The sequence below is a fragment of the Alcanivorax sp. genome, assembly GCF_019431375.1.
GTDB lineage: Bacteria > Pseudomonadota > Gammaproteobacteria > Pseudomonadales > Alcanivoracaceae > Alcanivorax > Alcanivorax jadensis_A.
In genome coordinates this window covers 776,184-797,523 of the sequence record NZ_CP080267.1, presented here as the reverse complement: position 1 = coordinate 797,523, position 21,340 = coordinate 776,184, and the positions used below count along the sequence as shown (strand labels likewise).

Here is a 21,340-nt window from a genome sequence, read left to right as displayed (position 1 = left end):
CAGGCTGGCTCCCTATGCACATCAGCAAGCTGCAACTCTTTCTCGTCGCCTGCGGCCTGAGCGTCGGGACAGCGGCCAGTGCCCTCGAATCCCTGCCCGACAACGCCCTGGCGGCGGTCACCGGCGAGGGTATCGCCCTGGTGCTGGAGGATTTCCGCTTCCAGATGCGCAACACCGGCTATATCGAGCAGATCGGCACGGACCCGGGTGTCGGGGCCGGCTATCAGCGCGGCGATCTGCGCTGGTATGGCCTGACGGTATCGGGCGCGGGTGGCGCCGGCGGCTTGGGCTGGAACGGCGAGGCCTGCGGTCATTCGCTCTGCCCCCTGTCCCTCACCGGCGCCACCATTGCCCCTTTCGACAACCCCTACCTGCTGCGGGTGTTCGACAAGACCGGCTTCGATTTCCAGAACACCGAGGTGACCAAGACGGTGCTGGAAATGGTCGGCCCCACCGCCTCCGACCCCTACCGCTGGTCGTTCTGGGGCGAGATAGAAGCCGGCAAGAGCGGCGCCACCAACAACGGCCTGCTGCAAAGCCAGGCCCTGATCAACGGCCGGCCCGTGGTCGATGATACTGTCCGGGAAAGCACCTACGTGGTGACAACGAAGGATTCCACCACCACCACCACCGTCACCTCCTGCGGTTTTGCCTGCACCCAGTACACGGCGGAAACCACCACCGAAACCACCGAGGAGACCTACGTCAACAATGTGCTGGTGTCTACCTCCCAGGTAACCACCACCACCACCACCTCGGGCAGCGGTGGTGGTGGTTGCAGCGGATTCGGTACCCCGCGCACCTGCACCACGACCAACAGCACCTCCACGCCGGGGCCCACCAGCTTCACCGAGGAAACCGTCCGCCGCGGCACCCTGTTCCGGCTGTTCCAGAATCAGGACGATGCTGATCGCTCCGTCGGCATGACCTTCAATATTGCCCTGTCCGGGGATTTCCGCTTCAGTCTGGCCCAGACCGCCGCCAGCGGCGACGCCCTGGGCGTGGTGCCCGAGTTCGACAACGGCACCGGCACTGGCGATGCGCCGGGGTTGATCTTCCGCAACGTCAATAGCTGGATTCCGATGGGCCAGCTGTTCTACCAGTCGCTGATTCTGGACGATAACGTGCCCGGCAGTGGCGCCGGCGGCGATGGCAACTTCGTGATCGAGCTGACCCGCCTGCCGAACCGGGACAATGCCTACAACGACTTCTACAGCCTGCCGGGCCTGAACGGCGGCACTGGCGAGGGTTGCGTGGACGCTCGCTATCAGGGTGCAAGCTGCGGTTATCAACGAACCGAGCGGCCGTCGCGCTATCACGAGACCCACGGCTTTATCCGCTGGGGAGACTGGTACCCGGGCAACGGGGCCAACTGCGGCGCCGCGGGCACGCTGTGCAATAGTTCCGCCGCCACCGATGACGGCTTTATTTTCATCAAGGCCACGGAGGCGTCCACGTTCACCGCCACCGCCACCCAGCCCGATACCTCCGGCAACTACAACGACCCCCCGCCCACCCTTACCCGGACCCGCACCGGACTTAGCGCGGTCAATCTCGGCGATGGCCGGATTGAGGGCCTGCTCATCCAGCACCTGAAAATCACCAGCCTGGGGGCGGGGCCATGATGAACATACTGTTTTTTCCGGTCGGCAGGGCCCGCCGGGTCCTGGCCGCTGTCGTCATGCTGCTGCTCCCCCTGTGTGAAACCGTGGCGGCGGAGGGTAGCATCGACACCGGCCTGGTGCCGATGAGCGACGCGGCCCTGGCCGGAGTGGTGGCCAGGGAGGGGGTCGGCACCTTGCTGGAACTGCGCATCAACGCGGACGAAAACGGCGCCCCTCTCGCCAGCCTGTCCTCCTGCACCGGCATCGGCAATCCCTGCCGGCTGGGGCTGAAATTCGCCAACCGCGATGGCGGCGGCGGCGAGTGGATAGTACTGAAGGATTTCTTCGGCCGGTTGTTCCTCGACGGCCTGAACATCGACGGCTCCTTCAACCCGGCCACCTCGACCGCCTACTACGACGCCACCCGCTTCCAGGACGACAACGGCACCTGCCTGCTGGCCGGCTGCGACCCCAACGGCCTGCCGGCCCTGATGCTGTCCTTTACCGGCACGGCGGGCGTGTTCGAGGCCGACGTCATCCTCGGGCTGGAAATCGGCCGCATCGCCATCGAATATGGCAGTACAGGCTTCCAGGCGGATGCCAACGGCAGTTTTGCCGGAGTGCGCGTCGCCGATGCCGAACTGGGCCGGCAAACGCAAATCGATATCGACGGGAAGGTACGCATTTATGGCTATTAAACCCTCAGCGCGCCGTAGCGCCGCCCTGGCACTGCTGGCGTCGCTGTCCATGCCCGTGGCGGCAATGGAGCGGATGGCCGATGCGCAGCTCGCGCAGATCAGCGGCCAGCAGGCCCTGTTCTGGAGCGACCAGATCGCCCCCAGCGGCACCGCCGGCGGCACCACCGACTTCACCTTTATGCGCTCGGGCCTGAACGTCGATCTGGACATGAATCTGAATATCGACAGACTACAGCTCGGTTGTGGCGGCACTAACGAGAACCTGGTCGCCAATGCCTGCGATCTTGACATCGATTACCTGCGTTTTATGGGACGCAACGGTGATCAGCCCGGCGATCCGGTCACCAGCGATTTCAAAACCCGGCGCCCCTATGTGGAATTTGCCGTACGCAACGCCGACAGCAAGACTCTGCGAGAGATCGCCGGCATCAAGATCGGCTTCGAAACTGCCGATGGCATGCTGGGCATCGGCCGCCTCTACGGCAATGGCCAGGTCAATCTGGAGCATGGTGGCACCTGCGATACCTCGGCCGGTGACGGCAGCGGCGCGCTCGCCTGCCATTCCGGCATCAACCGGCTGAGCGGGAACCTGAACCTGGAGGTGTCCGCCAACATTCTGGCGGGTACCGCTCTCGGCGATCAGTCCATCTGCTTCGGCAACACCGCCACCGCCGATCATGCCAACTGCGACGGCAACCCGGACAACAACACCAGCAACGAGATCCAGGATCCCTACTTCCAGCCTGTCCGCGGCACCCGCATGAACGCCGTGATCCTGGCCAATATCCCCGCCTATGTGTATAGCGGCAGCCTCAACGGCACCACGGCCGCGGCCGACCTGAAGGAAAACCTGCGCTTTATCCACCAGGTACTGCTCGACTCCTCCAAAAGCGGGGATTTCTTCCTGTCCCTGCAGCGCGAGCAGGTCGCCTGGCCCACCTTCGACAAGACCGGCTACGCAGCGGTGGCCAACAGCGGCTGGTGGATGAATATTCCCTATGCCGCGATCAAGAACGCCAGTGCGACGGTGGATCTGAGGCTGCTCGACGCCCTGAGCGCCCTGGGCGAAGGCGCGAACCTGGAGAACGTCAACCTCAACCAGCTGCCGCCGGACAACTGTTACGGCTCGGTAGTGTTCTGCTGACGGAGACAATGCCATGGCGTGCGAAAAACGTCCGCACCCGGTCGTGAATACCTCGGGCCCCGGCAATGTCGGCCGGTCCCGATGCCGTTTGACCAGGATGGGCTGCCTCGGCGCCTTGCTGGTGCCGGTCGCGGCGGCGGCCCTGCAACCGCTCGATGACCCGTCCCTGGCCGCTGTCGCCGCCCGGGATGGGCTGGTACTCGAGTTGGCCAGTGACCAGGTCACCGCGGACCGGATCGACTGGACCGTCGATCGGGGCGTGACACAGGTGGGAGGCGTCACCATCAGCCCCGAGGCGACAGCACAACTGCACACGGTTGCCGTCACCCCGATCGGCGCCGACGGTGCCCCGGCGACGACTCCGTTCAGCCATGTGCTGACCCTCGATGCGGGCTCCGACGGGGTCGACCCGCTCCTGGCCCTCGACTGGCAGGGAACACGCACCCGGGTGCGACTCGATCGCATCACCCACGGCGCCGATCCGACGCGCTCCCTCGGCACCCTGGTGCTGGATACGGAGCCCCATGTCCGGCTGGTAAACCGGGGCATCCTGGACAGCAGTTTCGGCAACGCGTCACTGACTCTGGATACCGGCAGCGGGCAGTTTTTCTACCGGCAGGGTGCCAGCGGGGCGCCGGAACTGACCATCGACAATCTGCGCCTGGCGCTGGCCATGAGCGCCGGCACGGTAGGGCTGGACGCGGGGGAGCTGTTTGTCGCAGCACCCACCGCCACCGTGGATCTGAACCTGGATTTCCGCTACGAAGGAGCGCCGAGCGGGGATTTCACCCGTACCGCAACGGACTTGCCCGTGCTGGGCTGGCGCTGGCAGGGCGGGATGGTGGACCTCCGCGCCTGGCTGGCCGGTGGCGGCGTCTGGTACGGCACGGCGGCGGACGGCTCGGAAGATATCGCCAACCGTAGCGAGGGCCTTCACTTCGGCCTGCGTGGCGACTTCGCCAGCGATTTCGCCTGGTATACCAGTGAACCGGGCAGCCCCATGCAAGCGGTGTTCGGCGACTGGCGCAAGCTCGCCGGCGCACCTTATGCCCTCAACTTTCCGAACATCACTCTGGATGCGGTCAACGCCGGGCAGCAGCCGGGCGGCCTGTGCTGGGGCGGCACGGTCAACGGCCCCACCTGTCCGGGCGGCGGGCAGTACCTGAACGTGGCGGCGGAAGACGGTTTCGCCCTGCTGATCCGCGACGGCAACCTGCACGCCTACTCCGCCCAGGTGAGTCTGCTGGACGATATCAACGCCGACGGTGACTACGCCGACACCTCCGGCCAGGGTACGCCGGAAACCCAGGACTTTCCCTGGACCCTGGTCTACACCCTGGGGGACCTGGACGCCAACCTGTTCGTTTATCCGGGCACCACCGGTGCCAATACCACCGGCATGAAGATGGACGGCATCGTGAAGATCCAGTCCAACAGTGCCGACTGGAACAGTGGCAGCCATTTCATGATCGGCGACACGGATATCAACCTGGGCATTGGCTTCCTGCGTTCCAACCTGCTGTTCGCCTTCGAGGACATGTTCCTGACGCTGGAACCGGAAGGACTGGCGCTGCGGTCCGGCCAGGCTAGGGCCGCCTTCAACGGCCGTTTCGGCGGCGGCGACATTACCGGGGGCGACCTGGGCAGCGAAATCGCCCTGCTGAATGTGGATGCCGATCTGGAGTTCGACCGGTTCGACGTGCTCTTTAAACCAGCGCCTGCCGGCCAGTCTTTCATGGGGTATTCAGCGGATCTTCGCTTGACTGACCTGACTGTCGCGGAATTCGCTAACAGCGGCCCTCAGGGCAGCTATGTGTCGATCGCGGAACCGGGCCGGCCGGACACACGCCTGACCTTCGGTCAGATCACCGGCAATCTCAGCCTGGCCAATGGCCGGGTCGACCTCATTCCCGAAAGCGAGGCTCTACCCCGTACCGCTCAACTACAGATTGGCAACGACATCCTGTTCGGCACCACTGTGCCGGGCGGCGCGCCCTTCCTCGTCAACACCGTGACGCTGGGTAACGACCAGGTGGGAAGTGTCGCCATCCCCTCCGGACAGTGGCATGGCGCCTTTTCCCTGATGCGGCAACGCTAGGGCGCCGCTCGGCGTCAGCGCATGGTCCGTCGCCATGCCGCCGGCGAAACGCCGTACCAGCGGCGAAAGGCCCGGCAGAAATTCGGCGGCTCGCTATACCCCAACCGCATTGCGATGTCGGCGATATCCAGTCTGGCGTCGGCAAGCATCCGCGCAGCATATTCCTGACGCAGTAAATCCAGTATCTGTTGGTAGCTGTCGCCTTCCCGCTGCAGCCGTCGCATCAGCGTCCGCGGCGTCACGGCCATGCGCCCGGCGATTTCTTCCAGCGTGGGCGGTCTCGCGGAGACACCGCCTCCCGCCAGACCGGTCTCCAGATGGGCCCGAAGAAGGGCTCTGACCATGCCGCCGGCGGTTGCAAAGGTGTTGTTGCGCCCCATCTCCCGCTGACACTCCAGTATGTTCTCGCGGTAGACACGCCTCTCGTAAAGCGGGGACGGCAGTGTTCGCCAACCGGCCGGCATGGCGATGCTGTAACCGTCCGCGCCGAACATGGCCCGGGCCTGATACAGGCCTGCTATCCGCCGGGCCGGTGTCCCTTCAGGCATTGCCAGACAGATCTGCAACGCCCTGTCAGGGATGGTACCGAGTATCGCCTCGAGCATGGACTCGACCACCTTCATGACGATCAGGGCAATGCGCCCGGTGAAAACCGGATCACCGGTGACATCCCGTAGCACGAGCCGCATCACGTTATCTTCCTCGCGGAGACGCATCTCCACCGCCGTAATACGGGCCCGGTAATAGGTCGCGATCGTGGCGACGGCATCACCCGCCGTCGGCGCCGTCAGGGCAGCAAAGCCGACAGCGCCGTGGGAGGTGATATTCAGGCGCGCCCCCAGTTCCACCGGCCAGACAGCCGAGCCAGCGTGGGCCTCAAGATTGTCGAATATGGCCGCCAGCGACTGCCAGGGAACAAACTCCAGCTCGTCCAGCCCCTCCACGGCGACCCCCGACCCTTCAAGTACGAGATCAGGCGAGATGCTGACACCCTGCAAAATCAGCCGCACATAGGCTGCCGCCACGTCATAGCCCCCCTCGGAACCCGGAGCAGGACCGTTGCTACCTTCCCTTTTTGTCACTTAATGATCCGCATTTTGTCATTAGATGAAATTCAGGTTGGTGCGCAAGCCCGCTAAAGTCAAGGGCGATACGCGCAACAACACGCGCGATAACAATAGGAGTGCCTTATGACTGTCACCTACCAATTGACTCACCCTGAAAAAGGGCTGATCCGATACACAGACAAAAAACGTCACCTCTGGGTAGCCTCACTAATCCTGCCGCTGCTGGCTCTTTCTGGCATAGCCGGCTATTTCGCCCTGAACAAGGCCGAATACCTGTTGCTGGCGCCACTCTTCTTCATTTATGGCATTGTACCGCTGCTGGATAGCGTCTTCGGCGCGGACGAAAACAATCCCCCCGAGGAACTGGTGCCCCAGCTCGAAGCAGATCGTTACTACCGTATCTTGACCTGGCTGACAGTGCCCATGCACTTTGTGGTCCTGCTTGCCCTGGCCTGGTTTGTGGGCACGCAGCCGTTATCCGCCTGGGCAATCGTGGCCGTGGCGCTCACCGCGGGTATCTACAGCGGGCTGGGCATCAATACCGCCCATGAGCTGGGACACAAGAAGCCCGTGTTCGAGCGCATCCTTGCCCGGGTCGTCCTTGCCGTCAGCACCTACGGCCATTTCTGTGTAGAGCACAACCGCGGCCATCACCGCGATGTGGCGACGCCGGAAGATCCGGCCAGCTCGCGCATGGGCGAGTCTATCTACAAGTTCATGCTGCGCGAGATACCCGGTGCATTCCGGCGCGGTTGGAACGAGGAAAAACGGCGTCTGGCGCGATTGAACAAGTCGGCCTGGAGTGCCGATAACGAGATCCTGCAATCCTACGCGCTCAGTGCGCTACTGCAGGGCGGGCTGATCGTGCTGTTCGGCTGGATCATGGTGCCATTCCTTCTGATCCACAACTTCTGGGCCTGGTTTCAGCTTACCAGCGCCAACTACATCGAACACTATGGCCTGCTGCGCCAGCGCAAGGAAAACGGCCGCTACGAGCACTGCCAGCCCCATCACAGCTGGAACGCCAACTACATTTTCAGCAACATCCTGCTGTTCCATCTTGAGCGTCACTCGGATCACCACGCCAACCCGACTCGCCGCTATCAAAGCCTGCGTAACTTCGACGATATTCCCGAACTGCCGAACGGCTATTTCGGCATGTTCCTGATCGCCTATGTCCCCTGGCTCTGGTATCGGGTGATGGACAAGCGCGTGCTGGCCCTGCCGCATATTGATGGCGATCTGGGCAAGGTGAATATCGACCCGGCGAAACGCACCCGGATCGTCGCCCGCTACGGTGCCGGGGAGGTGTCCCATGGCTAAGTATCAATGCAACGGCTGCGGCTACATCTTTGATGAAGCCGTTGGCGAAAAGCGTGAGGGTTATCCGCCGATGCCATTTGAAAACCTGCCGGATGACTTCGTCTGCCCGCAATGCAGTGTTCGTTACAAGGAGGATTTCGAGCAAATGGAAGCGTGAGGGCCAGCCTCGTCCTGATGCAGAATAATAGGACACCCAGACATTGGCAGATATCCTACGGCATTCACCGGCCGTTGCTGATGGCTGCCTGTTCAAAAGGGCAGTATGTTGAGGTCATGGATAAGCAAGGAGGCAACCATGACCCGAGCCCGTTACCAGCAAGTATCCCTATCTGAGACACCATTTTATCACTGCATCTGCCGCTGCGTGCGCAGGGCGTTTCTGTGTGGTCGTGACCATTATTCCGGTCAGGACTACGAACATCGCCGGCAATGGGTGGTAGAGCGCCTGGCGACGCTGGTGAATGTGTTTGCCATTGATTTGTGCGCGTATGCGGTGATGTCTAACCATTACCATGTGGTTCTGAGGGTTGATCAGGCTCGGGCGGAAAGCTGGACGCAGCGGGAAGTTGCTGAGCACTGGATGCGGCTGTTTTCCGGGCCGCTATTGGTGCAACGCTGGTTGCGTGATGAAACCGGCGAGGTGGAAAGCCTCAAGGTGCTGGAGATTGTGGAAGAATGGCGCTCCCGGCTGTATGACCTGGGCTGGTTCATGCGCTGCCTGAATGAGCATCTGGCCCGCAGGGCAAACGAGGAAGACGGCTGCAAAGGTCGCTTCTGGGAAGGGCGATACAAGAGTCAGGCGCTGCTGGATGAAAAGGCCCTGCTTAGTTGTATGGCCTACGTGGACCTGAACCCGGTACGGGCCGGCATGGCAGCCACCCCGGAAACGTCGGATTACACCTCCCTCCAGCAGCGCAGCCGCGCTGTCCAGAATAAATCCTCTATCGAGAAAGTCCCGACGCTTCTGCCATTAGTGGATGGGGAGCATATCGAAAGCGATGACAGCACGACGATTTGCCGCATGCGACTGATGGATTATCTGGAATTGGTGGATGCCACAGGCAGAGCCCTACGTTCGGACAAGCGTGGCGCAATAGATGGTTCTGCGGCGGGCATCCTTGATCGTCTGGGAGTGGATCAGACGGTCTGGCTGGAAAATATGGCACCCAGGAAGCAGCGAGCCCCACTGGCTATTGGTCCGCTGGCGAAGGTCAGAGCTTTTGCCGAAGCCACTGGCCGGCGCTGGATTGCCGGGCAAAAAGCGGCTTGCGCGCTGGGGTGAGGTTTTGAGATGGGACCAAGTTTATGGATGTCCTGACCAACAGGCGACAGGCGCGGGCATGACGGACCAAGACCTCGGTGTTAAGTCTGTTAGGGATTGTATAGTGTAACGCTACGAGATACACTATTTTTGTGGCAGCCAGGGAGGGGCAATGATCAAGAGCTTTCGGCATAAGGGCCTGAGACAGTTTTATGAGACGGGCACTATGAAAGGCATCCAGGCCAAGCATGTACCGAAGCTCCGCCGACAACTGGCTCGCCTGGAAGTGGCTGTAGGCCCGCAGGATATGAATGTCCCAGGCTGGGATTTACACCCGCTGAAAGGCACGCTCCAGAATCATTGGTCGGTGAAGGTGAGTGGCAATTGGCGGCTTACCTATACCTTTGAGAACGGTGATGCCGTGCTGGTGGATTATCAGGATTATCATTAAGGCGAAGGCTGAGGAGATCACCATGGTGATGTTCAATCCCCCGCACCCAGGGGAAACTCTGCGAGAGGATGTTTTGCCTGAGCTGGGGTTGACCGTGACGCAGGCGGCCAGCCAGCTTGGCGTGTCACGGATTACGCTGAGCCGGGTATTACATGGCCATGCCTCGGTGTCTGTGGATCTGGCACGGCGACTGGAGAAGTGGCTGGGAGGCCCGGCGAATGGTCCCAGTGCGGATAGCTGGTTGCGCCAGCAGCTGCAGTATGACTTGTGGCAGGCTAGGCAAACGCCTGAGCCTAAGGTCCAGCCGGCTGTGACGGCGTAGCGCATGCAGGCTTGAATCGGTGAATCGGCCTCAGAATCTCCCTCGTTTGACCTTGTAGGAGGCTGCTTGCAGGCGAACCGTCTTTTGAGGGTTGTGGTTCGGCCCCATTCGCTTGCAGGCAAGCTCCTACAAAAAATTTGGGCATTGCCAAGAGGGACCCGTGCTCCCTCGTTTTATTACGTGGGCCGCGACCGACTTATTTGACAACTCCCAGGCGTAAGCCGAAAGGCCTTAACAGTTTTTCCGCAGTGCCCAGCGTCGGGTTACCCTGGCCGTTTTCGATGCTGTGAATCACTCGCACTGAAACACCGGTAAGTCGACTCATCTCATCAAGGGTAAGCCGTAGCTCCTTTCTTAACAGAGCCACGATCTGGGCGAGTGGCTGCCCGGGTTGCTCTGCGATGGACTGGTAAACGGCTTGCCGGCGTGCCAGTTGCTCATGGGGTGTGAGTTGGGTGTAGCGCTTGTCCATGGCTAGATTGCCTCCAGCAACTTAACGGCCATTTCTGCCAGCCTTTCAGCCCGCTCGATCATTGGGGTGGGGATATCCAGTTCGCGCATCTTTTCCCCCAGAGTGCGTAATAGTGGGAGTAGCGGTTTCAAGCCTGCTGCCAGGCTTTCCGGCGGCAGCCCGCTGGCAGTCGCTGCCTGCTTGATCGCGCTGTTCCAGTCTGGCTGGCCGTTATCATCTTGCGCCCACCGTATGGAGCGAGCGATGCCTTCCGGGTGTAGGTACATCGGCGCGAAATCGAACAGGGAGGTAAGGGCGATATGGCCGCTGTTTGTACGGCTGATGGCGGTATTGCGGCTGTGATTATCCTTGTTGCCAAGAATGATGTTGGCTATATCGCGTTTCAGGTATTCGATGATTTCCTGCTCGGGATCGTTACAGGCTCCGGCAATTGCCGTGCAGGCTTCATTGTGTGTCATGCGTAGCCCAAATCCTGCTTTCTGGCACAGAGAGGCGAGACTTTCCTGGGCGATACGTGTGACGTTGCCTTTATCGCATTGGCGGTCAAAGCGGGGGATGAAAAGGGCGCCGTTGTGGTTTTCCAGCTCACCATGAACACGCAACCCCAGGTGCCTGGCCAGGGTCATGTATTTCGCTTCACATTCCAGAATCAGTTTGAGGTCGGCTTGGTGGCTGCGCTGGAATTTCACCAGCCAGTGTTTGCGTGCTTTATGATCGGGAAGGGTGTGATCCAGGTATAACAAGCCGTCGTCGGCTTCTGTCAGCAGGATTTTGGGCCACTCGCCTTGTACGCCAGATGAGCCCGCTACAAAGAGCCCATGGCTGGCTAGGTATTCCACAAAATCTTCATGCCTGTTGGCAATGTCGCTGTAATGAAAGCCGGTAAGCGGTGTGTTCGCCTGCTGGTTGCGCTCGGCGGCTTCCTTGATGCGAAGGTTGCCAATAGGGTTGCCGGCGCCAGCCAACAGCAACGCCCAGTCGGCTGAGTAAGTCGCAGTTTCTGGCAACTCCAGTTGCCTTAGCAGTTCCTGGCGTCCAAACCCTTGGGGAAGCAAGTCCAGTAGAAAGGGGGGCCAACTTTCATGCTGGAGCAACTCCATGCTCACTGGCCATTGATAGGTGCAGGCGTGGGCATCACGCTTGCCTTGAAAGTTCAGGACATGGCCGAGGGTGTAGCCGGCTCGGGTGGAGGCTTTCCAGCCTTGCTGCTCATCGTTAGTGAGCGTCACGCTAGCAGCATCATGCCACGTGTTATCTGTGAATATCTGGATCGTACATTTATTGTTCATTTGTGCACTATAGGGAAAAACAAGCGGCTTTTAAATGCCTTTTTTTTGCGTTAAAGGTAAAGAGTGAGGCTCTGGGAGGGGCAGTGCTGAATCGGGGACACCCAGAACCTCCTTCAGCTCGCCGTGCCCTTTTCGAATGAATGGCTCTGCCGGGGGAGGGAGGTTCCGGGGCATCAGCGCAGCGCAGAACAGCCGAAGGCTGGCCCCGAAGGGGTGAGTGCAGCGAATAACCCCGGAATGACGGTGTTATGAGTGTGAATCGCTTGCAGGCAAGCTCCTACGGCGGGTACCAGTTACTGCAGCCGCCGCTCCAGCCCCTTCATCGCCAAGACTCGCGTACTGATTTCCTCAATCGATAACTCCGTGGCATCCAGGTACGGAATGTTGTGTTTGTTGTACATCGCTTCCAGGGCTCTTAACTCCATATCACACTGACGCAGGGAGGCGTATTTGCTGCCGGCTTTTCGTTCGCTGCGGATAGCGCTGAGACGGTCCGCGTTGATGGTGAGACCGAAGAGTTTTTGTTTGTGTTCAAGCAGTGGCTTGGGCAGCCGCAGGTCGTCGAAGTCGTCTTCGGTGAGTGGATAATTGGCGGTGAACAGGCCGAACTGTAGTGCCAGGTAGAGACAGGTCGGTGTTTTACCGGAGCGTGAGACGCCGATCAGGATAACATCCGCCTGGTCGTAGTGGCGGGTGCGGGCGCCGTCATCGTTGTCCAGGGCAAAATGCACGGCATTGATACGAATGCGGTAGGATTCCGCATCACGGATAGCGTGGCTCTGGTTGATCTTGTGGCTGGAGCGTACCCCCAGTTCGTCTTCCAGGGGGTTCAGGAAGGCGCCGAACAGGTCCAGCACCAGGGCATCGCAGCCGTGTAGCAGGGCGCGGTGGTCGTTGTTTACCAGGGTGGAGAAGACCACGGGTTTCTGGCCATCTTCTTGTGAGGCCCTGTTGATACGGGCTACCGCTTCGCGGGTCTGCTCATCGGACTGAACGAAGGGCAGGGTGACCTGCACAAATTCAATATCGCCGAACTGACTGAGCATGCTGTGGCCGAGGGTTTCAGCGGTGATGCCAGTGCCGTCGGAGAGGTAAAACGCCGTTCTTTTCATTGGTTTCAGCCGTTTTCTGTGTCTTGGGAGCGCCAATTACTGCAGCCGTGCAACTTTGAGATGTTTATTCCCAAGTACATTCGCGGCTCAAGCGCCGCTCCTAGGGGATTTCGTAAGTCATTGTTTTCAATGATGACAGTCTAGAGGCAGTGACAGGCGGGGGCCAGTGCTATCTTTCAGCTTGTCGGGCAAATCCTGCCTTGGGCGTTGTCCCTGCCTTCACATCCTTCTAAACTGCGCCGGATGGGCAAGCTCGCAGGTTAATTACCCTTTCATTTTCAAGGGGATAGTGCCCCGAGGCGGGGTATGACAAGCTTCAGATGCAGGGATTGACCAAACTCGTACCCAAATTACGACGAGGGGCGGGCAAACTGTGCGGGTTTTGAGTAGAATGTCGGCTCGATTAGAGCCGGCTCAGGCCAGTAATCAACGGTAATACGTAAAAGGAGACGACCTTGGCGGAATATGTAGTCTGGTTTCAGGACCTGGGGAAGAATGACGTTGAGCGCGTAGGCGGCAAAAATGCATCCCTCGGTGAAATGATCAGCAATCTGTCGGCAGCGGGTGTCTCCGTTCCGGGCGGCTTTGCCACCACCGCTGAAGCCTTTCGCGAGTTCCTCGAGCACAACAATCTGACCCAGAAAATCAACGAGGCCTTAAGCGCCCTGGATGTTGATGATGTGGTTGCTCTGGCCAAGACTGGCGAGCAGATCCGCCAGTGGGTTGTGGATGCACCTTTCCAACCTGCCTTGGACAGCGCTATCCGCGAGGCTTACGCAGAGATTGGCGAGGGGAATGCCGATTTGCCGGTGGCGGTACGTTCTTCTGCGACCGCAGAAGATCTGCCGGATGCCTCCTTCGCCGGCCAGCAGGAAACCTTCCTGAACATTCGTGGTATCGACAGCGTAATGATTGCTGTCAAGGAAGTGTTCGCCTCCCTGTTTAACGACCGTGCCATCAGCTACCGCGTCCACCAGGGCTTCGACCACAAGCTGGTTGCCCTGTCTGCTGGCGTGCAGCGCATGGTTCGCTCCGAGACAGGTGCCGCTGGCGTCATGTTCTCCATGGACACCGAATCCGGCTTCCGCGATGTGGTCTTTATTACCGCCTCCTACGGTCTGGGTGAAATGGTGGTGCAGGGTGCGGTGAACCCGGATGAGTTTTACGTCCACAAGAAAACCCTGCTGAACAAGAAACCTGCGATCCTGCGCCGCAACCTGGGCAGCAAGATGCAGAAGATGATCTATGGTGCCGAAGCTACCGCCGGCAAGTCTGTGCAGATTGTGGAAGTGGATAATGCCGAGCGCATGGTCTACTGCCTGAATGACGAGCAGATTGAAAACCTGTCCCGGCAGGCCATCGAGATCGAAAAACACTACGGCATGCCCATGGATATTGAGTGGGCACTGGACGGCGACGATAACAAGCTCTACATCGTGCAGGCTCGCCCGGAGACCGTGAAGAGCCGCTCCGATGTGAATGTGATGGAGCGTTACCTGCTCAAGCAGACCGGCAAGGTGCTGGTAGAAGGCCGCTCCATTGGCCAGCGTATCGGTGCCGGCAAGGTGCGGATCGTCACCAACATCAAGGAAATGGACAAGGTCCAGCCCGGCGATGTGCTTGTTACCGACATGACTGATCCGGACTGGGAGCCGGTCATGAAGCGTGCAGCGGCTATTATCACCAACCGCGGTGGCCGTACCTGCCACGCGGCGATCATTGCCCGCGAGCTGGGCGTGCCTGCCATTGTAGGCTGTGGCGATGCCACTGAGGTGCTCAATGATGGCCAGGAAGTGACGGCATCCTGTGCCGAAGGTGATACCGGCAAGATCTATGAGGGCCAGCTGGAATTCGATATTCAGCGAAACTCCATCGAATCCATGCCCAAGCTGCCGTTCAAGATCATGATGAACGTGGGTAACCCGGATCGGGCGTTTGATTTCGCCGGTCTGCCAAACCAGGGCGTAGGCTTGGCCCGTCTTGAGTTCATCATCAACCGCATGATCGGTGTGCACCCGAAAGCGCTGCTGAACTACGATAGTCTGCCCAAGGACGTGAAGCAGAACGTGGACAAACGCACTTCCGGTTACGGTGATCCGGTGGATTTCTACGTGGAGAAGCTGGTTGAGGGGATTTCCACTCTGGCCGCCGCTTTCCATCCGGAAAAGGTCATCGTTCGCTTGTCTGACTTCAAGTCCAATGAGTACGCGAACCTGATCGGCGGCAAGCTCTATGAGCCGGAAGAAGAGAACCCCATGCTGGGCTTCCGTGGCGCCAGCCGTTATATCAGCGAAAATTTCCGTGACTGCTTTGAGCTGGAATGCCGTGCCCTCAAGAAGGTGCGCGACGTCATGGGCTTTACCAATGTGGAAATCATGGTGCCCTTCGTGCGGACAGTGGGCGAAGCGGAGCAGGCGGTTGATCTGCTGGCCAAGAACGGCCTGAAGCGTGGCGAAAACGGTCTGCGCGTGATCATGATGTGCGAACTGCCTACCAACGCGCTGCTGGCTGACGAGTTCCTGCAGCACTTTGATGGCTTCTCCATTGGCTCCAACGATCTGACTCAGCTCACCCTGGGTCTGGACCGGGATTCCGGTATCGTCAGCCATCTGTTTGATGAGCGTGACCCGGCAGTCAAGAAGTTGCTGAAGATGGCCATCGATGCCTGTAACGCCCAGGGCAAGTATATCGGCATCTGTGGCCAGGGCCCGTCAGATCATCCTGACCTGGCCAAGTGGTTGCTGGAGCAGGGCATCTCTTCCGTGTCCCTGAACCCGGATTCCGTACTGGACACCTGGTTCTACCTGGCGGAGAAGCATGGCAACTGATTTGCCCGCTTGATCCTGCACCTGGCCAAGTGGTTGATGGAGCAGGGCATCTCTTCCGTGTCCCTGAACCCGGATTCCGTACTGGGCAATCCATAACTGGGTCAGAATCCCGTTGCGGGATGTGCCCACGAAGGCCTTGATCTTGAGGTTCTGCTTGATCGCCTTGAAGAATAACTCGACTTGCCAGCGATCCTTATAGATGTCAGCAATCGTGCGTGCGCTTAGCTTGAAGTTGTTGGTCAGGAAGACATAGTGACGGCCCGTTACCGGGCAGCGGAAGCCGACCCGCAGATTGGCAGCATGTGCACTGTTGAGCTGATTCCTGCCCCTTGACTGTCGTTCCAGTGGATGCTGTTCGGGCGGAGCCGGGTCATCAATGACTTCCAACCATGTCCACTTGTCGAAGGCAATGATTGCCCTTCGGCTGACCCGCAATCAACTCACTTTGCTTGCCGTCGGAGATCCACACAAACTCCGGAATCATGCGTTCGTGATTGAGGCCCACGTGCAATTTCACCGAGGCTTTGGTGGCATTGTTCCGTGCCCAGGGGAACAGGTTGATGGACAAGTCAATCAGGCTGGCATCTAGGGAATACAGCGGATTTTTGAAGCGGAAACGGCGCTGGCCCGGCAAACTTTGGCACCGTTTTAGCAGCTTCCCAAACAGCGCCTCGTAAAGCTGGTAAGGCTGCTTCTCGTTCACTCTGGCCAGAGTCGAACGAGCAATCGGCTTGCCGCCCAGATGGTACAACTTGCCTTGCTGGGCCTGCAGGACACTGGCTCTGTCGGCCCGCTACGAGAAACTGGCGACTGGCACAGCGTCCCTGACTGCTCGCGCCAAGGCATCGAATTCATGTCTCGAAACCGGCTTGAGCAGATCGTGAAAGGCGGTGTTAGAATGTGACAAAGCCTGAACCTCCCTGATGACAACGTTTTCTTCGCAGATACATTGTAATCAGATTGGTTCAGGCTTTTTCATTTATCCCAAACTGTGGGACAGCAGTGCGCGATTGCGGGCTTTTTACTGTGTGGGCGGGTGTATGCGTGTGACTACCTTTCGGCTGCCTATTCCCTCATGGGAGAGGGCGCACTCCAGAATGGGTGAGGCTCGCAAGCACCGCAAGTTCAAAACCTGGATAAAGGTACCCCATGTTTCATCGCCTGATCAGGACACTGGATTTGTACGATGGCCTGCGACTGCCGGTAAAAGTCGGGCGGCTGGAGCTGTTGCTGATCCATGAGGAGGGCGAGACCCGCCTAATGCAACGACGCTGCCCCCATGCGGACTTTCCATTGGATCGCTGCACTGTCAGCCACGGTGAGCTGCGTTGTCCCGGACATGGGCTGGCGTTTTCTCTGCGTAGCGGACGCTGTCTGAGCGCCAACTACCAACTCGAGCAATACCGGATCGACTACGACGGCCCCTGGTTGGGTGTGAATCTTTCCCCGTAGCACATCCGACTTTACCAAAGAGAACACAGGCGTCACTGAGAGTGAGCGGATCGTCTTTTTGTAGGAGCTTGCCTGTAAGTGAATTGGTGTCGAGATCCGCTTGCAGGCACGCTCCTACAAAAGCGGGAGGGCAGCGCGTTATTGGCGGACAGGGGAAGCGTAGACCACCTTTTCTTCACCAAGATCGGCAACAAAGTGGCTGCTGTAGCGGTGGCGCAACTGTTTGACCTTGCGCACGTAGGCCTGGGTTTCCTTGAAGGGCGGGATGCCGCCGTAACGGCGCACGTTGCCCTCACCAGCATTATAGGCTGCAAGGATATGGTCCAGAGTGGAGAATTTGCCTTTTAGATATGCCAGAAAGCGGGTGCCTCCGAGGATATTCTCGCGGGCATCGAATGGGTTGCTGACTTCCAGATAGGCAGCGGTTTCGGGCATCAGCTGCATAAGGCCCTGGGCGCCAACACGGGAAACGGCCTGAGGGTTGAAAAGGGACTCGGCATGGATGACCGCTTTGACCAGAGCCGGATCGACGCGGTGCTGTCCGGCGGCAAAGGTAATCAGGTTGTCGTAGCGATCCCGCTCCACATCGCTCAGGGCCCTGGGCTGATAGCTCCAGCCCTTGCGGATTGACAGCAGGGTGTGATTTTTACCGACTCGATCCTGGGGCTGATCTGTGAACAGAATAGTGCCGTCCGCGGCGCGATACTTGTAAATATCACTGGCCCCGACAGTGCCTGAAAAACTGATCATGCCGCTCATTAACAGAGTCAGCAGCCCGGTCAGTCGCATTGGATTCCCGTTCCCCATTCTATGCGCTGTTTCTGCACGTTGTTGTTTTAAGGAAAAGTCTGCCCGGGAAACAATGCTTGCCCGGTATCAGCTTTTCTGGCGGAGGTTACCCCCATGATAACGTCGCGCCTTGTTGTTATGACTCATGACCGATGAATTGTCGATATAAGCCGCTGAGCGTACCCACATAACCGGGAATCATCATACTATCGCTTGGCTAAAGGCCCAAGAGGCGTGGTGCACATTCCAGTGGTTTGTTCACGATATGGACCCATCGGTTCTGCCTATGACCCGAATCAGCCTGAGTGGCTTGTTAATCCTTCCGCGCTGCGCACAATAGGGGCAAATCCAGAAGGAGACAGCAGTGACGACAGAATTTGATCTGGTGGTGATCGGAGCCGGCTCAGGCGGTGTCCGTGCAGCACGTATGGCGGCAAGCCATGGTGCCCGGGTGGCCATCATTGAGGAGCGTTTCTTTGGTGGCACCTGCGTGAATGTGGGCTGTGTGCCCAAGAAACTGTTCTCCTACGGTTCCCATTTCCCCCAGGAATTCGCGCTGGCCGAGGATTTTGGCTTTTCCGTGCAGGGCTGGTCATTCGACTGGGCTACCCTGCGGGATAATAAAAGCCGTGAGATTGAGCGTTTGAATGGCATTTACCAGCGGATCCTCGACCAGGCCGGGGTTACCATTTTCGAAGGCCACGGCAAGGTGTTGGGGGAAGGCCGGGTTGCGGTCGATGATCAAGAACTCAGCGCGGCCAATATTCTCATTGCCACCGGCGGAAAGCCCTTTGTCCCGGAGTTGCCCGGCCGTGAGCTGGTGCGAATCTCCGACGACCTGTTCTATCTGGATGTCTTGCCCGAACGGGTAGCGGTGGTCGGCGGGGGTTATATTGCCACCGAGTTCGCCGGCATCCTGCATGGGCTGGGCTGTCAGGTTACCCAACTGTACCGGGGAGACCTCTTCCTGCGAGGGTTTGACGGTGATATCCGCCAGTTCGTGGCTGAACAAATGCGTGGGCAGGGCGTTGACCTGAAATTCAATACGGACGTGGCGCGCGTTGATCTTGCCGATGGTGGCAAGCAGGTTACCTACCTGGATGGCAGTCAGCAGACCTTTGACGAGGTGTTCTACGCTACCGGCCGTGTGCCAAAGCTGGATGGGTTGTTTGCTGAAGGGGCCGCGCCAGCGCTGGCGAGCAATGGGGCAATCAAGGTTGATGCGGGTTTTGCCACCTCAATCCAGGGGCTTTACGCACTGGGCGATGTCATCGATCGTGTCCAACTGACCCCTGTCGCCTTGGCGGAGGGCATGTGGCTGGCCGCGAAGCTGTTCGGAGAGAGAAAGCCGAAGGCCGAAATGGATTACCACAACATCGCCACTGCTGTTTTCAGCCATCCGAACATCGGTACCGTTGGGCTTAGCCAGGAAGAGGCGCTACAGCAGACTCCGGCGATCCGGGTCTATAAAAGTAGTTTTCGGCCCATGCGTTACACCCTGGGCGACAAGCAGGAGCGCAGCCTGATAAAGCTGATTGTGGACGATGAAACCGACAAGGTGCTTGGCTTGCATATGGCCGGTGAGGACGCGGCGGAAATTACCCAGGGCTTTGCCGTGGCCATCAAGATGGGCGCCACCAAGGCGGACTTCGACGCCACTGTGGGTATCCACCCGACAGCAGCGGAAGAGTTGGTGACGATGCGTCAGGGGGAAAGGCTCACCGCCTGAACAGCCAATAGTGTTTGGCCTCACCGCAGGACCGCCGCCAGCGACGCTCCTGCGGACAGGGTGTCAGATTCTCTCCAGGTCCACCGGCAACCCATCCCCTGGGACCGGCAGGCTAGTGGTATCCACCGGCATTTCATAGTCCTGCGGTACGCTCCAGCGATAATTGAGCAGCACCTGGTGCAGAATCGCCTTCACCTGCATCTCCGCAAAGTGCAGGCCGATACATTTGTGTGCGCCGCCCCCGAACGGCACCCAGGCATAGGGATGCACCTTGTCCTCCCGACGGGCGTCACTGAACCGTTCCGGATCGAATCTTTCCGGTTCCGGCCAGTACTCTTCCATGTAGTGTGTGAAGTAGGGGACCACATTGATAAAGCTGCCACGGGGGATGAAAAACCCCTCGTATTCCACGTCCTTGACGGTCTTGCGCGGCAGGGAAGGTACTGGAGCGCAGAGCCGCAACGCTTCTTTCATGGCCATGCCAATGCCTTCCAGCCGGGGCAGGTCCTCATAGTCCAGGCAGGTTTTGGCGAGGGCCTGGCTTTCCGTGCGCAGACGTTCCTGCCATTGCGGATTTTTGGCCAGATAATAGAAGAGGGTGGAGAGCGTGATAGTGGACGTATCGTGGGCTGCCATCATCAGGAAAATCATGTGATTGACCACATCGTCATCACTGAATTGTTCTCCGTCTTCCGTTTCTGCATGGCATAGCACGCTGAACAGATCGGAATCGCGGCTTTGGCGTTTGGCGGCAATTTCCTTGCGGAAGAAAGCTTCCAGAACCTTGCGTCCCTTGAGACCTTTTGACCAGCGCAGCCCAGGAACACTGGTGCGCACGATGGCCGTGCCAGCGCGAACGGTATCAACAAAGGCCCGATTGATGTCATCAGCTTCCGGGCCCAGTTCGTACCCCATAAACACATCGGTGGCCAGATCCAGGGTCAGCTGTTTTACCGCACTGAGTACATGGAAGTCGGCAATTTCTTTCCAGGGAGCAATGCCCGAGGTGATGTGTGGCCCCATCCTGTCCAGGTAACCCTTCAACACATCCCGATTGAAAGCCTGCTGCATGATCTTGCGATGCCAGCGATGCTCCTCGAAATCCAGCAGCATGATGCCACGATGAAAAAAACGGCCGATGAAATAGTCCCATCCCTGGTGATTGGAAAACAAATCACCACGGTTGAGCATAACGAACTGATTGGCGTCCGGGCCCAGCATCTGCACCATTTTCAGGCCGAATACGCTGGTCCACGAAACCGGGCCGTATTGATCATAGCGCTTTCGCATCAAGCCGATCGGGTCGCGCATGAAGGAGAGGGTATGGCCAATCAGCGGTAGCCCCTTGTCGCCGGGAACGGCCCGAAGTTGACTCTGGGCGGGCAACGAACAAAACGGTTGTGACATGGATCTCTCCTGATAAACAGTACGTCTACTTTTAGCTGGATAGTGCACTCAGCTCAACAACACTAAACAGATTTCGTTATGGCATTTCCCTGTCAGCTGAGCGGCTCAGATGTTGTCTATTTGCCGGTGTTGTGCTGTTTTTTTGACCGTAACCGGCCTGACTGGCATCCCGGCGAGGATGGGGCCCGTCACTCAGGGGTTATGCACCCGGTTATCCACAGAAACTGTGGACAGAAAAAGAGGGGCGGTGGGCACTGGGAGAGCCACCAAGGCCTGTGTATGATTCGGCAACAA

Annotated in this window: 18 protein-coding genes and 1 pseudogene; 12 read left to right on the top strand and 7 right to left on the bottom strand. The window is 59.1% G+C overall.

Annotation, left to right across the window (positions count from 1 at the left end; all coding sequences use genetic code 11):
• The first annotated feature begins 14 nt into the window (after nt 1–14).
• The 4 genes from KZ772_RS03570 to KZ772_RS03555 are packed head-to-tail and all read left to right on the top strand — an operon-like array spanning nt 15 to nt 5,544.
• Nucleotides 15–1,625, top strand: a complete 1,611-nt coding sequence (locus KZ772_RS03570; RefSeq protein ID WP_290538492.1) for a hypothetical protein — start codon at nt 15–17, stop codon at nt 1,623–1,625.
• Nucleotides 1,622–2,302, top strand: a complete 681-nt coding sequence (locus tag KZ772_RS03565) for a hypothetical protein (RefSeq protein ID WP_290538491.1) — start codon at nt 1,622–1,624, stop codon at nt 2,300–2,302. The genes KZ772_RS03570 and KZ772_RS03565 overlap by 4 nt, the downstream gene beginning before the upstream one ends.
• Entirely contained in the window at nt 2,292–3,446 is a 1,155-nt protein-coding gene (locus KZ772_RS03560; RefSeq protein ID WP_290538490.1) for a hypothetical protein, read from the top strand. The genes KZ772_RS03565 and KZ772_RS03560 overlap by 11 nt, the downstream gene beginning before the upstream one ends.
• Before the next feature lie 13 nt (nt 3,447–3,459).
• Complete coding sequence (locus KZ772_RS03555; RefSeq protein WP_290538489.1) at nt 3,460–5,544, top strand: DUF6160 family protein; 2,085 nt, start codon at nt 3,460–3,462, stop codon at nt 5,542–5,544.
• A 14-nt stretch (nt 5,545–5,558) separates the two neighbouring features.
• On the opposite strand, the gene KZ772_RS03550 is transcribed toward KZ772_RS03555, so the two are convergent.
• Complete coding sequence (locus KZ772_RS03550; RefSeq protein ID WP_290538488.1) at nt 5,559–6,569, bottom strand: AraC family transcriptional regulator; 1,011 nt, start codon at nt 6,567–6,569, stop codon at nt 5,559–5,561.
• A 165-nt stretch (nt 6,570–6,734) separates the two neighbouring features.
• Here KZ772_RS03550 and KZ772_RS03545 point away from each other — a divergent pair, with 165 nt between their 5' ends.
• From KZ772_RS03545 to KZ772_RS03525, 5 genes are all read left to right on the top strand, one after another.
• Complete coding sequence (locus KZ772_RS03545) at nt 6,735–7,934, top strand: alkane 1-monooxygenase (protein ID WP_290538487.1); 1,200 nt, start codon at nt 6,735–6,737, stop codon at nt 7,932–7,934.
• The gene (locus tag KZ772_RS03540; protein WP_290538486.1) at nt 7,927–8,091 is read left to right on the top strand and encodes a rubredoxin; all 165 of its coding nucleotides are present in this window, start codon (nt 7,927–7,929) and stop codon (nt 8,089–8,091) included. The genes KZ772_RS03545 and KZ772_RS03540 overlap by 8 nt, the downstream gene beginning before the upstream one ends.
• 138 nt (nt 8,092–8,229) lie before the next feature.
• Entirely contained in the window at nt 8,230–9,216 is a 987-nt protein-coding gene (locus KZ772_RS03535; protein ID WP_290538485.1) for a transposase, read from the top strand.
• A 205-nt stretch (nt 9,217–9,421) separates the two neighbouring features.
• Nucleotides 9,422–9,646, top strand: a complete 225-nt coding sequence (locus tag KZ772_RS03530) for a type II toxin-antitoxin system RelE/ParE family toxin (protein ID WP_365870767.1) — start codon at nt 9,422–9,424, stop codon at nt 9,644–9,646.
• A 22-nt stretch (nt 9,647–9,668) separates the two neighbouring features.
• Nucleotides 9,669–9,968 carry a HigA family addiction module antitoxin gene (locus tag KZ772_RS03525; protein WP_290538483.1) on the top strand — a complete coding sequence of 100 codons (300 nt, stop codon included), beginning with the start codon at nt 9,669–9,671 and terminating at the stop codon, nt 9,966–9,968.
• Between the two features lie 196 nt (nt 9,969–10,164).
• On the opposite strand, the gene KZ772_RS03520 is transcribed toward KZ772_RS03525, so the two are convergent.
• From KZ772_RS03520 to KZ772_RS03510, 3 genes are all read right to left on the bottom strand, one after another.
• The gene (locus KZ772_RS03520; protein WP_290538482.1) at nt 10,165–10,440 is read right to left on the bottom strand and encodes a helix-turn-helix transcriptional regulator; all 276 of its coding nucleotides are present in this window, start codon (nt 10,438–10,440) and stop codon (nt 10,165–10,167) included.
• Nucleotides 10,441–10,442: 2 nt separating this feature from the next.
• Entirely contained in the window at nt 10,443–11,669 is a 1,227-nt protein-coding gene (locus KZ772_RS03515; protein ID WP_290538481.1) for a HipA domain-containing protein, read from the bottom strand.
• A gap of 353 nt (nt 11,670–12,022) precedes the next feature.
• Complete coding sequence (locus KZ772_RS03510; protein WP_290538480.1) at nt 12,023–12,841, bottom strand: pyruvate, water dikinase regulatory protein; 819 nt, start codon at nt 12,839–12,841, stop codon at nt 12,023–12,025.
• A 455-nt stretch (nt 12,842–13,296) separates the two neighbouring features.
• On the opposite strand from KZ772_RS03510, the gene ppsA reads away from it, so the two are divergent.
• A complete protein-coding gene (gene ppsA, locus KZ772_RS03505) occupies nt 13,297–15,669 on the top strand; it encodes a phosphoenolpyruvate synthase (protein ID WP_290538479.1) in 2,373 nt (790 codons plus the stop codon).
• Nucleotides 15,670–15,753: 84 nt separating this feature from the next.
• On the opposite strand, the pseudogene KZ772_RS03500 reads toward ppsA, so the two are convergent.
• Nucleotides 15,754–16,576, bottom strand: a pseudogene (locus KZ772_RS03500) (transposase); the annotation flags it as partial.
• A 242-nt stretch (nt 16,577–16,818) separates the two neighbouring features.
• Between KZ772_RS03500 and KZ772_RS03495 the strand changes: the two are divergent.
• Complete coding sequence (locus tag KZ772_RS03495; RefSeq protein ID WP_290538478.1) at nt 16,819–17,121, top strand: Rieske 2Fe-2S domain-containing protein; 303 nt, start codon at nt 16,819–16,821, stop codon at nt 17,119–17,121.
• 138 nt (nt 17,122–17,259) lie between these two features.
• On the opposite strand, the gene KZ772_RS03490 is transcribed toward KZ772_RS03495, so the two are convergent.
• Nucleotides 17,260–17,910 carry a transglycosylase SLT domain-containing protein gene (locus tag KZ772_RS03490; RefSeq protein WP_290538477.1) on the bottom strand — a complete coding sequence of 217 codons (651 nt, stop codon included), beginning with the start codon at nt 17,908–17,910 and terminating at the stop codon, nt 17,260–17,262.
• A gap of 364 nt (nt 17,911–18,274) precedes the next feature.
• Here KZ772_RS03490 and gorA point away from each other — a divergent pair, with 364 nt between their 5' ends.
• On the top strand, nt 18,275–19,639 hold the full coding sequence (gorA, locus tag KZ772_RS03485) for a glutathione-disulfide reductase (protein WP_290538476.1): 1,365 nt from the start codon (nt 18,275–18,277) through the stop codon (nt 19,637–19,639).
• Between the two features lie 63 nt (nt 19,640–19,702).
• On the opposite strand, the gene KZ772_RS03480 is transcribed toward gorA, so the two are convergent.
• Nucleotides 19,703–21,046: a cytochrome P450 gene (locus KZ772_RS03480; protein WP_290538475.1), complete on the bottom strand. Its 1,344-nt coding sequence runs from the start codon at nt 21,044–21,046 to the stop codon at nt 19,703–19,705.
• Nucleotides 21,047–21,340 lie beyond the last annotated feature (294 nt).

Coding starts and splice junctions, on each gene's coding strand:
- KZ772_RS03570 (WP_290538492.1), top strand. CDS start 15: ATGCACATCAGCAAGCTGCAACTCTTTCTCGTCGCCTGCGGCCTGAGC.
- KZ772_RS03565 (WP_290538491.1), top strand. CDS start 1,622: ATGATGAACATACTGTTTTTTCCGGTCGGCAGGGCCCGCCGGGTCCTG.
- KZ772_RS03560 (WP_290538490.1), top strand. CDS start 2,292: ATGGCTATTAAACCCTCAGCGCGCCGTAGCGCCGCCCTGGCACTGCTG.
- KZ772_RS03555 (WP_290538489.1), top strand. CDS start 3,460: ATGGCGTGCGAAAAACGTCCGCACCCGGTCGTGAATACCTCGGGCCCC.
- KZ772_RS03545 (WP_290538487.1), top strand. CDS start 6,735: ATGACTGTCACCTACCAATTGACTCACCCTGAAAAAGGGCTGATCCGA.
- KZ772_RS03540 (WP_290538486.1), top strand. CDS start 7,927: ATGGCTAAGTATCAATGCAACGGCTGCGGCTACATCTTTGATGAAGCC.
- KZ772_RS03535 (WP_290538485.1), top strand. CDS start 8,230: ATGACCCGAGCCCGTTACCAGCAAGTATCCCTATCTGAGACACCATTT.
- KZ772_RS03530 (WP_365870767.1), top strand. CDS start 9,422: ATGAAAGGCATCCAGGCCAAGCATGTACCGAAGCTCCGCCGACAACTG.
- KZ772_RS03525 (WP_290538483.1), top strand. CDS start 9,669: ATGGTGATGTTCAATCCCCCGCACCCAGGGGAAACTCTGCGAGAGGAT.
- KZ772_RS03520 (WP_290538482.1), bottom strand. CDS start 10,440: ATGGACAAGCGCTACACCCAACTCACACCCCATGAGCAACTGGCACGC.
- KZ772_RS03510 (WP_290538480.1), bottom strand. CDS start 12,841: ATGAAAAGAACGGCGTTTTACCTCTCCGACGGCACTGGCATCACCGCT.
- KZ772_RS03495 (WP_290538478.1), top strand. CDS start 16,819: ATGTTTCATCGCCTGATCAGGACACTGGATTTGTACGATGGCCTGCGA.
- KZ772_RS03490 (WP_290538477.1), bottom strand. CDS start 17,910: ATGCGACTGACCGGGCTGCTGACTCTGTTAATGAGCGGCATGATCAGT.
- KZ772_RS03480 (WP_290538475.1), bottom strand. CDS start 21,046: ATGTCACAACCGTTTTGTTCGTTGCCCGCCCAGAGTCAACTTCGGGCC.